Origin of the sequence: Roseomonas sp. GC11 (assembly GCF_024437745.1) — a bacterium.
Taxonomy (GTDB): Bacteria; Pseudomonadota; Alphaproteobacteria; order Acetobacterales; family Acetobacteraceae; genus Pseudoroseomonas.
Map to the genome: position 1 here is coordinate 1 of NZ_JANFNY010000112.1, position 11,765 is coordinate 11,765.

The window sequence follows — 11,765 nt, forward strand, 5'->3', positions numbered from 1 at the left end:
GAAGACCGCCCGATCATTCCTCGGCATCCTCTGCCTCGCAGCCACCGCAGACTGGATCAAGCTCTAACAGGCCTTAGGCTATGCCGAGAACTGGTCCGACATCTCCCGGAAGTACCGCGCCACGATGCAGTATCGCTGCGAGGATTGCCGTGTCGACTGCAACCAGGCCAAGCATCTTCTGGATGTGCACCACCAGAACAGTGTGACGATGGATAACCGCCGCAGCAATTTGCGCGCCCTGTGTAAAACCTGCCATGCCGCCCGACACCCCAATTGGTACGAGATCGACGCACAGGACAGGCAAAAATTACAACAGATGCGCGCCGCGCAAGGTCTCGTGCGGCCCTGATATCTCTGAGATGCCCTATCAGGGTGGAGGAGCGCCACCGCCAGGGCAAGGCCACACAAGCTTGTCGTGCAGGAAAGGCCTTATGCCACGGCGCGGCGACGCACCTCATCGAGGATATCGATCAGCGCGACGACCTCGGCTTCACGGAAAACGCCCTCGACGCCTTTGGCACTCAGGCGCGTGTAGGGGGCCTCATACAAGCGCCCAGGATCGACCACGCCGCTGCGCGTCAGGTTTTCGATGATGATCTGGATGAATTCGAGTTGGTTGGCCGAAAGCGTGCGCCCCTGAATGAAGGTGGCCACCGCCTGCTGCGCCGCCGCGCGGTCCAGGCCGACGAGGCTGCGGACGAACAGGCCCAGGCCCTCGCTCTCCGCCTTGGCTTTCTCGATTTCTTCCGGCGTGCCGGTGCCGCTCTCCACCAGCATGCGCTCCAACTCGGCCAGATCGGTGGGCGTCAGAGGCAGGTTGCCGCGCAGGCGGTGCACCGCGACATGATCCTCATGTGCCTGGAGGAAAGAGCGGGCCTTCTCACGGAACCGCGCGAAAGCATCCGCCGAGACGAAGGTTTCAAAGACGACTTCCTGCGCCGGCCCGATTTCATCAGTGAAGTTGGTGTAGAGGATGGGCCGCTTGGCGCGCTCGATCAGATGCACCAGGCCACGCAGCCGGCGGCGCACCGCTTCGAGTTCGGAGAGGCTGACATCCTGCCACCAGGCATCGCTCTGGAGATCGAGGATCAGCGGCATCTCAGCGGCGATGGCGGGGATCGCCCTGCCTTCCGCCAGCGCGGCTGCGAGGGTGGAAAGCTTGTCCCGGAGGCCATCATAGCCGCTGCGCGCACCCAGCACGCAAAGCTGAAGGTTCAACAGCAAAAGATCGAATTGCTTGGCCTCGATCCGTTCCGGCTCCAGGGCCGCCGGCAGGCCGGCCAGTTGGGCTGAAAGCGCATCACGCGCTTCGGCATCCAGCACCTCCCAGGCTTCGGGGCGGGAGAAGCGTTCCGCCATCCGCCGATGCGGACGCACCAGGAAATTGTCCAGCGGCATCGCCGCCACCTCGGCCCGCAGGCGGGCGGCCAGATCGGCGCGCAGCGTGGCCCCGGCTTCCTCCGCGCGATCCTCCGGGCGGCGCGCGTCAAGGCTGGTGATCACCTCCAGCCGGGCGCGGAACAGCCGCGCGGAGAGGCTGTCCGCCGTGCTGCCCTCAATGCGCGGCACGTCCTGGCTGAAAAATTCCAGGTTCTGGCAGAAATCGAAGACGTAGAAAAATTCCTTGTTCTGGCCTGCGCCGAAGACATCCGGGCAAAGGCGCGTGCCGCGGCCGATCATCTGCCAGAATTTTGTCTTGGAGCGTACCAGCTTGAAGAAAACCAGGTTCATCACCTGCGGCACATCGATACCGGTGTCCAGCATATCCACGCTGATGGCGATGTGCGGCACCTTGGCGGGATTCGAGAAATCATCGATCAGCGATTGCGCGTAATCCACCTGGAAGTCGATGACGCGCGCGAAGCTACCCTTGAGCTGCGGATAATTGGCATCGAAGCGCTGCTGGATGAATTCGGCATGCCGGTGGTTCTTGGCGAAGATGATGGTCTTGCCGATGCGGTCGCCGCCCTCGACCTTCTGGCCATGGGTCATCAGGTGCTGGAGCACCTTGTCCACCGTGTCCTGGTTGAACAGCCACTGGTTGACGGCCTCCGCCTCCACGCGGTCGGGCGGGCCGTCTTCCTCCTCCCATTCCATCTCATCCCAGCGTTCGCGGTCTTCCTCGGAAAGCTGGTCGTAGTGGATGCCCTCGCGCTGGAATTTCAGCGGCACGGAGACGGCGCGCATCGGCGCCAGGTAGCCATCCTTCACCGCGTCTTCCAGCGGGTAGGCGTCGGTCGGGATGCCGGTGTCGAGGTCGAAGAGAGAATAGGTGTTCTTGTCGATCTCATCCTTCGGCGTGGCGGTCAGGCCAACCAGGAGGCTGTCGAACCAGCGGAAGATGGCGCGGTAGCGGCGATAGATGGAGCGGTGCGCTTCATCCACGATGATCAGGTCGAAATGGCCGGGGCCGAAGCGGCGGCCATTGGGGCCGATCTCGTCGATCAGCGTCATCATCGTGGGGTAGGTGGAGACATAGACACGCCCCTGCCCGCCCCTGTCGGCCAGCAGGTTGACGGGGGCGGCCTCGGGCAGATGCGTCTTGAAGGCGTTCACCGCCTGCTGCACCAGCGCCGTGCGGTCCGCCAGGAAGAGGATGCGCTTGGCCCAGTTGGCGCGCATCAGCATGTCGCACAGTGCGATGACGGTGCGCGTCTTGCCCGCGCCGGTGGCCATGACGACCAGCGCCTTGCGGCGGTTGTGCTGCTCGAAGCTCTCACCGATGCGGCGGATGGCGCGGGTCTGATAGGGGCGCTCGGCGATGCTGGCGCGGATCTCGGTCTCGCCCAGGCTGCGGCGCGTGGTGCGGCGCTGCACCAGCAATTCCAGTTCTTCCCGCCGGTAGAATCCCTGAACCTCACGCGGGGGGTGGGCGGTGTCATCCCACAGCCAATGCTCATAGCCGTTGGTGGTGAAGATGACAGGGCGCTGGCCGTGCATGCGCTCCAGCGCATCGGCGTAGAGCTTCGCCTGCTGCTGGCCCTTGGCCGGGCTGTGGCGGGTGGCCTTGGCCTCCACCACCGCCAGCGGCTTGCCATCGGTGCCCCACAGCACATAATCCACGAAGCCGGTGCCGCTGGCATTGGGCATGCCGGTGACGGGCACCTCCACCACGCCGGGGGCCTGCGGGTCCCAGCCGGCTTCCCGCAGCAGGCTGTCGATATAGAGGTCGCGGGTCTGCGCCTCGGCATAGTCATGCGTGTCGGGGCGGGCGGCGTTGGCGGCGGCGGCCTTCGCCACCTCGGCGCGCAGCGCGGCCAGTTCGGCATCGAGCGAGGCGCGGGCGGCGCGTTCTTTTTCCAGTTCCTCGTCGCGGCGGCGCAGATCCTCATTCAGCCGGCGGAGCTGTTCCAGGCTCTGGCGCGCGATGGCCAGGGCCGGGGGCGGGATTTTCTGCGGGTCGAAGGCGAGGCTGTCGGGCGGCGGGGTGGTGCGCGCATAGTGGCGGGCGAGCCAGAAGCCGATTTGAAAAAGTTCCGCCAGGATGGCGCGGGATTCCGCCTCGGCCACCGGTTTGTTGCTGTGCACGGCGCGGTTGCCGGCATCCTTCACCAGCACCGCCTTACGATACACCGCCTCCCCCGCCAGCCGGCGGAAGGAGGGTTCTTGCAGAAGCGAGGCCAGATTGTCCTGGGCCGGCGGGGTCAGGCGCTGCTCGGCGCGGTAGAGCCAGGCAAGGGTGAGTTCCAGGAAGCGGCGGGCGTAGAAGAGGCTGGCGCGCGGGTCGCCGCGCGCCGCGGCCTCGGCGCGCGCGGCGGCGGCGTGGAGATCCGGCCACTCGGTTTGGAGAAAGCCGAATTGCGACATAGGGCTGCCTTTTTACAGCTCGCCGCGGAAGGCGCGGTGTTGGAGGGAGGCAAAGAGGGAATCGAGATTTGACCGACACCTAGCTGCACGATCTTGTTGAGCCTTCAACTCTCGCATTCGTTTCGAGTAGACCTTTTGAAGCTCAAAAGGCGGAAGGCGTAACTTAAAGGAGCGACAAGCTGGCAGTGGCAGGTGCTTTACAGTCGAGCCGGATCCTTGAGCATCAAATTGCTCCTTGCAAAACGGGTCCATGAACGAACGGAGTAGAAACTCAGCGCTCATTCTTGTGGATAAGGGTCTGTAAAGCATCAGTCTCTGCCCAAGAAAAACGTTATCGTCCGTCTCGATAATCCCAGCTTCTCCAACAGGAGCTTCGCGCGTAAGAATCACATCTCCCTTCCGGGGTGTGGCGCGCCGGTTCCATCTCTGGAAGGTTTCTTCGGAGACATATCGAACGTTCTCTAACTGGACGGTTCCGTTGCGAACATTGGTCGTCCGAATCATCTTGAAATCAGTTGGAGCTTCGGCCAACGGAGCAGTTCGGTTAACGCAATCCACGATGAGCTCACACGCATCGTTGATGCTTACTGACGGCCAGCCCTTTGAGTTGCTGCTGAGATCCCCAAACATCTCCACAAAGATCGCTCGCGCCATCTCGTCGAGTTGCGCCAGCGCCGCCCGCCGCTTCGCCCGCAGCGCGTCGGCCTCATCGAGGATGGCGGCGATGCGGCGCTGGTCTTCCAGTGGTGGAAGTGGAATCAAGGCAGATCGCAGCTGCCTTGCTGAGAGGTGTTTGACGGTGACAAATGGAGTTTCGTCTTCTATCCGCTTCAGTTCTGCCGGCAGTAGATGGAACAGATAGGCCTCGTCGAGGTGGCCATTGATCGGTTTAACGCGGCATACCCGCTGATTGAGCGCTGCTGTACCGCCTTGCCAGCGCGCACGATTGAACTCGCCATCCATCCCGATCAAGATGTCGCCGTCACCCACTAAATAGCGCGGATCGCATCCGCCTCGGAGGAAGGTAGTTGAGCGGCCCGGCACCACGTCGCGGATCCGCACGAGCGGTAAATCCCCAGAGTCACCGAACAAAGTCGAGTCGAAGGCAAAACCCTGAGTAATCTCGATGAGCTCGCCCAGAGGGACCTGCTTCATGACAGCATCCCCTCCAGCCGCGCCATCCCCTCGCTGATCTCCGCCTCCAACCGGCGCAACTCGGACAGAATCTCGCGCGGACTGCGGTGCGCCACTTCCTCCCGCACCACCTCCTTGTAGCGGTTGAGCGAAAGGTCATAGCCCGTGGCGGCGATATCTTCGCGCGACACACAAAAACTTTGCGCGGTGCGCGGGCGGTTCCGCTCCTCCCCCGCGCGCTGGCGCCAGCGGGAAAGAGCATCAGGCAGGTTATTCTTCGCGTGCTCCTCCGGTGCCAGGGCCTCGGCCGGTGCGGGGCCGAGCTTCGCTTCGGGCAACAGAGCAAGGCGCTTGTCGTCCAGGCTCCAGCCATCGGCCTGCATGTCGTAGAACCACACCTGGTCCGTGCCGCCGCTGTCGGTGCGGGTGAAGAACAGGATGCCGCAGGAGACGCCGGCATAGGGGCGGAACACGCCGGAGGGCAGGCTCACCACGCCTTCCAGGCGGTGGTCCTCCACCAGCATGCGGCGCAGGTCCTTGTGCGCCTTGGAGGAGCCGAAGAGCACGCCATCCGGCACGATCACCGCCGCGCGCCCGCCCGGCTTCAGCAGGCGCAGGAAGAGGGCGAGGAAGAGCAACTCCGTCTTGCGCGTCCTGACGATGGCGGTCAGGTCCTTGGCCACCGTCTCGGCATCCAGGCTGCCGGCGAAGGGCGGGTTGGCCAGCACCAGGGTGTAGCGCTCGGCATCCTCCGCATGGTCCTGCGCCAGGCTGTCGCGATAGCGCACATCGGGGTTCTCCACCCCGTGCAGCAGCATGTTCATGCTGCCGATCCGCAGCATGGTGGCGTCGAAGTCGAAGCCGTGGAACATGTGGTGGTGGAAGTGCTCGCGCGCCGCGTCGTCCAGCAGGGCCTCAGCGTGGTGGCGCTGCACATGCTCCTGCGCGGCGACGAGGAAGCCGCAGGTGCCGCTGGCCGGGTCCACGATGATGTCCTGCGGCGTCGGCGCCGTCATCTCCACCATGAGCTGGATGATGTGGCGCGGCGTGCGGAACTGCCCGTTCTGCCCGGCACTCGCGATCTTGCCGAGCATGTATTCGTAGATGTCGCCCTTGGTATCCGTCTCCTCCATCGGCACCGCCTCCAGCATGTCCACCACGCGGGAGAGCAGGGCCGGGGTCGGGATGGTGAAGCGGGCGTCGCGCATGTGGTGGGAGTAGGTGGAGCCGTCACCACCCAGCGAGCGCAGGAAGGGGAAGACATGCTCGCCCACCACGGCGAACATCTCGGAGGCCGCGAAGTGGCGGAAACGGGACCAGCGGAGATCCTCATAAGGCCGATCCTTGGGGTCGGTGCCCTCGGGGAAGAGGCGGCGGGCCATGGGGCGGCGCAGCCGGGCGGCCTTGCGCTCCTCCAGGCTGTGAAGCTCGTCGAGCCGGCGGATGAAGAGGAGGTAGGTGATCTGCTCGATCACTTCGAGCGGGTTGGAAATGCCGCCCGTCCAGAAGCTGTCCCAGATGCGGTCAATCTGTCCGCGAAGTTCGCCGGTTACCATGGAAATCCCTGCTGCAAGCGCCGGGGCCGGCGGAGGCATGGCCCCGGTGGGGCTATGTTGCGGGGGGCTTCACGGCTTGGCTAGAGGCGATTTCAGGGTCTTAGAGGTGGCAGGAGCGCGGGTTGGGGGCGTCTGGAAATTTTTTCGCGGAAATGATTTTGGCCGGATTTTTTGTGGTTCTTTACCCTCTTCGCTTCTACAACGTCTGGGAGAAAACCGGCCTTTGAAGTCATTTTCCTGGATAACCTTATCGCCACACGGGAAATTTTCGTCTGAAAATTCGGATTTATTCAGGAAATTTTCCTGTTTTGTCTAACGGCAACGAGCGATATGCCAGCGTTCCGTTTTCCCGCCACGCTAGAAAGATGCAGCCTCGCAATATACCCCAACCTGCAACACCGGGTCCCTCTTGAAACCCCGGCAGATTTTGGGAGGTGTGCGGCTCCCGTCGGGGTTGGAGAGGGGGGGCACCACATGCCCCTCAGGGGGGCACCACATGCCCCCCAGGGGGGCACCACATGCCCCCCCTCCCCACCCAAAAGCCGACAGCCAGCCCACGCCCCCATGAGAGCTAAGGAGACAGTTTTTACAGGGGCTACGGCCCTGCCAGAAACAGAAGCCCAGTCCCACAGGCGAACGCAACGCCCCTCCACCAGTCCCAGAGAGAGACACAACGGCCTTGCGTTCGCCTGTGGGACTGATGAAGCCGGGCCATCGGGCGGTTTGCGTTCGCCCTCAGGACTCCTTGAAGGAAACCATGGGCCAGAGAGAATCCGAAAAAACCGAAATTCCAGCCCCTTCCCCGCCCCGGGTCGCAAAAGCAACGCCGTGACCCGGCAAAAACCTGTCAGCGGCGCGGCTTCAGCGCATCGCGCAGGGTGATGATCGTCCGGAAGGACCGCACATTCGGGTCGTCATGGAACATCTCGCGCGTGAAGCGCTCATACTCCTCCATGTCGCCAAGTTGCAGGTGCAGCACGAAATCCGCCTCGCCGGTGACATACCAGGCGCCCTGCACCTCCGGGCGGCCACGCAGTTTCCGCTCGAAGGCGTCCAGCGCCGCCGTGCCCTCCCGCTCCAGCGACACCAGCACATGGATGCCAAGCGGCCGCCCAAGCACGGCGGGATGCACGATGGCGACATCGGCCAGGATCACCCCGCTTTTCCGCAAGGCTCGCAGCCGCCGCAGCACCGCGCTTTCCGAGAGCCCCACCGCCTCCGCCAGCACGCGCGCGGGGGTCTGGTTGTTCACCCGCAGGCGTTCCAGCAGGGCATGATCGAACCGGTCGAGGGTGACGCATTCCGGCATAGTGCGCCCGCACTTCGGCGCAAACCGCCGCCCCGCCCCGGCCATACTGGCGGCATGAACGCGCCTGACACCATCGCCGCCACGCTGACCCAGCTCTCCCCCGACTATGCCGCCACGCCGCTGCTCGACCTGCCGCAACTGGCCCGCCACCTCGGCGTGGCCCAGGTGCTGGCCAAGGATAAAGGGCGCCGCATGCTGGGCAGCTTCAAATCCCTCGGCGGCACCTATACGGGGCTGCGTGCCCTGGCGCAGGCTGCCGGCACCGAAATCCCGACGTTGCTCACCAGCCGCCCGGCGGGGCAGCCGGCCCTGGTCTGCGCCAGCGATGGCAATCATGGCCTGGCGGTCGCCGCCGCCGCGCGCTTCGCCGGGGCCAGCGCCCGCGTGTTCCTCCACCGCCATGTGCCGCCCGCGCGCGCGCGCCGCTCGGCCGCGATGCCGAAGGCCGCCTGACCCGCCTTGCCGCCTCGGAGCAGGACCGGCTGGGCCGCGAGGCTGTGGCCGGCTGGATGCGCGAGGCCGGGCTGGAGGTGATGCGCGACCGCATCGGCAATCTCTTCGGCCTCTGGCGTGTGGGCGCGGCGCAGGCGGCGCCACTGATGCTGGGCTCCCACATCGACACGGTGATCAATGCCGGGATCTATGATGGCTGCTACGGCGTGCTGGCCGCGCTGGAGGTGGTCGAGGCGCTGCGCGCGGCTGGGCTGGCACCTGAGCGGCCCCTTCTCGTCGCAGCCTTCACCAATGAGGAGGGCGTGCGCTACGCGCCCGACATGATGGGCTCGCTGGTCTATGCCGGCGGGCTGGATGTGGCGGCGGCCCTGGCCACGATCGGCACCGATGGCACCGTGCTGGGCGAGGAACTCGCGCGCACCGGCCAGGCCGGCCCGCATGAGCCCGGTTTCCTGCGGCCCTGGGCCTATCTGGAACTGCATATCGAGCAGGGCCCCATCCTGGCGCATGAGGGCGTGCCCATCGGCGCGGTCGAGAACCTCCAGGGCATTTCCTGGCAGCGCGTGACGATCGAAGGCGTGGCCAACCATGCCGGCACCACGCCCATGGCCCTGCGCCAGGATGCCGGCCATGCCGCCGCGCGGGTGGTGACCTTCCTGCGCGAACGTGCCGCGCGCGATGCTGCCCCGGCAGTAGCCACCGTGGGCTGCATGGCCTTCACGCCGAATGCCATCAACGTCATCCCCTCGCGCGCCGTCTTCACCGTCGATCTGCGCGACCCGGATGCGGCGCGGCTCCGCGCGGCGGAGGAGGAACTGGCGCGCTTCCTGGAGACGCTGGCCGCAGAAGAAGGCGTGAGCATCTCCACCGAGCACCTGGCCCGCTTCGAGCCGGTGGTCTTTGACCCAGTCCTGGTCGCCACCATCGAGGATGCCGCCGCCGCCCGCGGGCTGCGCGCGCGGCGGATGACCTCGGGCGCCGGGCATGATGCGCAGATGATCGCCCGCCTCTGCCCCGCCGCGATGATCTTCGTGCCGAGCCGTGACGGCATCAGCCACAATCCGCGCGAATACACCGCACCCGCGGCGCTGGAAGCAGGCGCCAATCTGCTGCTGGATGTCAGCCGCCGCCTTACCGCGACTGGCTGATCGACGGCACATGGAGGGGAATGGACCTCCCCCAGAATTTTTCCGGCCAGCCATTTCGGCAGACCCACCCCCGGCCTCTTGAGGGACCGGGGGGGGGCACTCTCCAGATAAGCAGGAGCCGCGTGCCTGCGCCTCGCGGCAGGCGATCAGTCGCCCCGCTCCTCACCGCTCCCCTTCCCCGGATGGTTCTTTGAAAAGCGCTGGTAGGCGCGTGCCAGGCGATAAGTCGCCGCCTTACGTCCCACCCCGGCCTGACACAGGAACAGCTTTCGCGCTGCGATCAGCTCCTGGATGGCCTTGTGGATGATGGCGCGCGAAAGCTTCGTCCGTTTCTGCAGAACGGAAGCAGACAGAGGAAATTCCTCCCCACCAGCCAGCGCGCCCTCGGCCGTGCGGTCGCCATGGCTCAGCATATAGGCGAAGACGCGCAGCGTGTTGGGCGTCAGGGTCGCGACATCCTGGCGGATCCGCTCGGCATGGAGGCGGATTTTTCCCTCTGGTGCCCGAGGCATGCCGGACGGCCAGACCAGACGGGGCGCGGCAGCCCCATGGCGATGGGGCACGTCCCATTCCGTGGCGGCGCCGATGGCGCTTCCCGCCGTGCCGGGCCGCGTGCCATTGCGCAGGCGGATAAGCCACCCCGCCTGCTCCGCCTGCCTGAGCCCCTCGGCGACTGCGCTACGCCCCAGCCCCGCCGGAGCGGGAGAGTCGAAAGCCTCCCGGATGCCACGCGGAAACAGGATTTGCTGGTAGGACAGCACGGCTTTACCACCGGGCGCACCGCGCGGGTTCGGCACCCAGTTGGCGTTGGCCAGAAGCACGGCGCGCAAGCCTGCCGCTGGCAAGGTGCAGGCAGCCAGGAGCAAGGCATCGCAGCGCAGGGTGGCAAAGGGCTCGACGCTACCCTTGCGCGCCATTTTCAGACGATCACGGCCGCTCATGCGGAAAGCCCCGGCATGTCTGCACGGCTGCGGGGCCACGAAAACAGGTTTCGCGTCATGCTCAACTCTGGGATGTCAAGGATAGAGACGGACGGATGCTCGACCACCCGCCGGAAGGAGGTCGAAGAGGCCGGGGCGGGGGTCTGCACCCCTGCCCCGCCCTTGGCCTCAGCCCTTGCCGCGGAACTCCGCGGCGGGCAGCGCATGCAGGAAGGCGCGCAGGCTCTCGGCCAGGATCAACGTGCGCTTGCCGAGCTTCACCGCGCGCAGTTCACCACGCGCCAGACGACGATAGACCTCCGAGCGGCTCAGACCCGTGGCCGCGACGGCGGCGGGGATGCTGAGAGCAAGCTGGGTCTGCGGCATCGGATATGGAGGAAGGGGGGATGTCTCCATCAGGCTCTCCGTCTCAGGATGGTGGGCGATACGGAGAGACAGTGAGGGAGACCGATTCAAATTAATCGGGGGGGTTTATTTGAATCCCGGCATTGCCCGCTTCCCGAAGCAAGCCCTCCAGCAGGAAGGGGACCACATCCGGCCTCAGGAACACCTTTTGCGCTTGTTGCTGGGCTTGCCACTCCGCCCAACGACGGTCGAATTGATCCGCCTCCTGCCCCGGCTTGGGGCCGGCTTCGAAGTCATCGCGCCAGCGCTGGACCATGCCGGCCGTGATCGGCCGCGGCTTCTCACCACCAACATGCAGGCCGCGGGCACCCAGAGTGCGGGCCACCTTGGCCGCCGCCTGCGGCCGGGTCAGACCCTGCTGGTGCCAGGCCTCCATCAGCAGAGCCGCGTTGAGCGTGGTCTCCCTGTCCTGAACAGAGATCGCAGGGCGCCCAGTTTGGCGCTGCTGGCTCAGGAGCGGGCCGACTTGGCCACCATTCAAACCTTCCAATTGAAGGGAGAGCGGGATCAGGCGCTCGGCCGCCCGCCGGCACGCCCCTGTCAGGTCCGGCAGGCGCTCCAGGAAGTTGGCCAGAATGCCCAGGTCATGGATGAGGCGGTCACGCGGGGCCGTGAATTCCTCCTCGCTGCGCTTCAGGAGCGCTGCCAAATCAGCGACGCTGATCTCACCCTGCCTCGCAGCGGGAGGCGGTGTGGAGGAAGAGTCGGTCATGGAGCCTCAGGCATCGCATGGGGATGGGAGGACGGGATGCTCTTCCCGTACCGGCCGGCGGGCGGGCGGCATCTGGCTGGGGCGCAAAAAATTGACCGCAACGGGAGGGCCAGCCAGGCGAAGAGCGGGGGATGTCGGAGCGGCATTGAATCCCCAGTGAATCCCCAGAGGGGGAAAGGGTGGTTCAGAGGACCGAAAATCCGATATAAGCTCTTGAAAAGATTGGTGTGGGGAATGAAACCGGGGGCGAACTCTCTCTGGGGGACGGGATGCCTCATCACCAGCCAGCTCAGATCCTAT

10 protein-coding genes are annotated in these 11,765 nt (G+C 65.4%); 3 read left to right on the plus strand and 7 right to left on the minus strand.

The features are described from left to right. The first annotated feature begins 124 nt into the window (after positions 1–124). Positions 125–349 (plus strand): hypothetical protein, encoded by a 225-nt coding sequence (locus NON00_RS22295; protein WP_256024973.1) that lies wholly within the window; start codon positions 125–127, stop codon positions 347–349. A gap of 80 nt (positions 350–429) precedes the next feature. On the opposite strand, the gene NON00_RS22300 is transcribed toward NON00_RS22295, so the two are convergent. The 4 genes from NON00_RS22300 to NON00_RS22315 form a co-directional block, all read right to left on the minus strand. Further along, a complete protein-coding gene (locus tag NON00_RS22300) occupies positions 430–3,807 on the minus strand; it encodes a DEAD/DEAH box helicase family protein (RefSeq protein ID WP_256024974.1) in 3,378 nt (1,125 codons plus the stop codon). 12 nt (positions 3,808–3,819) lie between these two features. Beyond that, a complete protein-coding gene (locus NON00_RS22305) occupies positions 3,820–4,962 on the minus strand; it encodes a restriction endonuclease subunit S (protein WP_256024975.1) in 1,143 nt (380 codons plus the stop codon). Then, a complete protein-coding gene (locus NON00_RS22310) occupies positions 4,959–6,497 on the minus strand; it encodes a class I SAM-dependent DNA methyltransferase (RefSeq protein ID WP_256024976.1) in 1,539 nt (512 codons plus the stop codon). The genes NON00_RS22305 and NON00_RS22310 overlap by 4 nt, the downstream gene beginning before the upstream one ends. A gap of 847 nt (positions 6,498–7,344) precedes the next feature. After that, positions 7,345–7,806: an Lrp/AsnC family transcriptional regulator gene (locus tag NON00_RS22315; RefSeq protein ID WP_256024977.1), complete on the minus strand. Its 462-nt coding sequence runs from the start codon at positions 7,804–7,806 to the stop codon at positions 7,345–7,347. Positions 7,807–7,860: 54 nt separating this feature from the next. Here NON00_RS22315 and NON00_RS22320 point away from each other — a divergent pair, with 54 nt between their 5' ends. Both NON00_RS22320 and NON00_RS22325 read left to right on the plus strand, forming a co-directional pair. Beyond that, entirely contained in the window at positions 7,861–8,259 is a 399-nt protein-coding gene (locus tag NON00_RS22320) for a pyridoxal-phosphate dependent enzyme (protein WP_256024978.1), read from the plus strand. 29 nt (positions 8,260–8,288) lie between these two features. Then, a complete protein-coding gene (locus NON00_RS22325; protein ID WP_256024982.1) occupies positions 8,289–9,407 on the plus strand; it encodes a Zn-dependent hydrolase in 1,119 nt (372 codons plus the stop codon). 146 nt (positions 9,408–9,553) lie between these two features. Here NON00_RS22325 and NON00_RS22330 read toward each other — a convergent pair whose 3' ends face one another. From NON00_RS22330 to NON00_RS22340, 3 genes are all read right to left on the minus strand, one after another. After that, the gene (locus NON00_RS22330) at positions 9,554–10,348 is read right to left on the minus strand and encodes a helix-turn-helix domain-containing protein (RefSeq protein WP_256024979.1); all 795 of its coding nucleotides are present in this window, start codon (positions 10,346–10,348) and stop codon (positions 9,554–9,556) included. 168 nt (positions 10,349–10,516) lie between these two features. After that, entirely contained in the window at positions 10,517–10,744 is a 228-nt protein-coding gene (locus NON00_RS22335; RefSeq protein WP_256024980.1) for an AlpA family transcriptional regulator, read from the minus strand. Positions 10,745–10,805: 61 nt separating this feature from the next. Further along, positions 10,806–11,465, minus strand: coding sequence for a hypothetical protein (locus NON00_RS22340; RefSeq protein WP_256024981.1), 660 nt, complete (start codon positions 11,463–11,465; stop codon positions 10,806–10,808). Positions 11,466–11,765 lie beyond the last annotated feature (300 nt).

Bases quoted from the DNA above. Each gene is read 5' to 3' on its own strand.
- NON00_RS22315 (WP_256024977.1), bottom strand. From the start codon at position 7,806: ATGCCGGAATGCGTCACCCTCGACCGGTTCGATCATGCCCTGCTGGAA.
- NON00_RS22300 (WP_256024974.1), bottom strand. From the start codon at position 3,807: ATGTCGCAATTCGGCTTTCTCCAAACCGAGTGGCCGGATCTCCACGCC.
- NON00_RS22335 (WP_256024980.1), bottom strand. From the start codon at position 10,744: ATGGAGACATCCCCCCTTCCTCCATATCCGATGCCGCAGACCCAGCTT.
- NON00_RS22310 (WP_256024976.1), bottom strand. From the start codon at position 6,497: ATGGTAACCGGCGAACTTCGCGGACAGATTGACCGCATCTGGGACAGC.
- NON00_RS22320 (WP_256024978.1), top strand. From the start codon at position 7,861: ATGAACGCGCCTGACACCATCGCCGCCACGCTGACCCAGCTCTCCCCC.
- NON00_RS22340 (WP_256024981.1), bottom strand. From the start codon at position 11,465: ATGACCGACTCTTCCTCCACACCGCCTCCCGCTGCGAGGCAGGGTGAG.
- NON00_RS22305 (WP_256024975.1), bottom strand. From the start codon at position 4,962: ATGAAGCAGGTCCCTCTGGGCGAGCTCATCGAGATTACTCAGGGTTTT.
- NON00_RS22330 (WP_256024979.1), bottom strand. From the start codon at position 10,348: ATGAGCGGCCGTGATCGTCTGAAAATGGCGCGCAAGGGTAGCGTCGAG.
- NON00_RS22295 (WP_256024973.1), top strand. From the start codon at position 125: ATGCAGTATCGCTGCGAGGATTGCCGTGTCGACTGCAACCAGGCCAAG.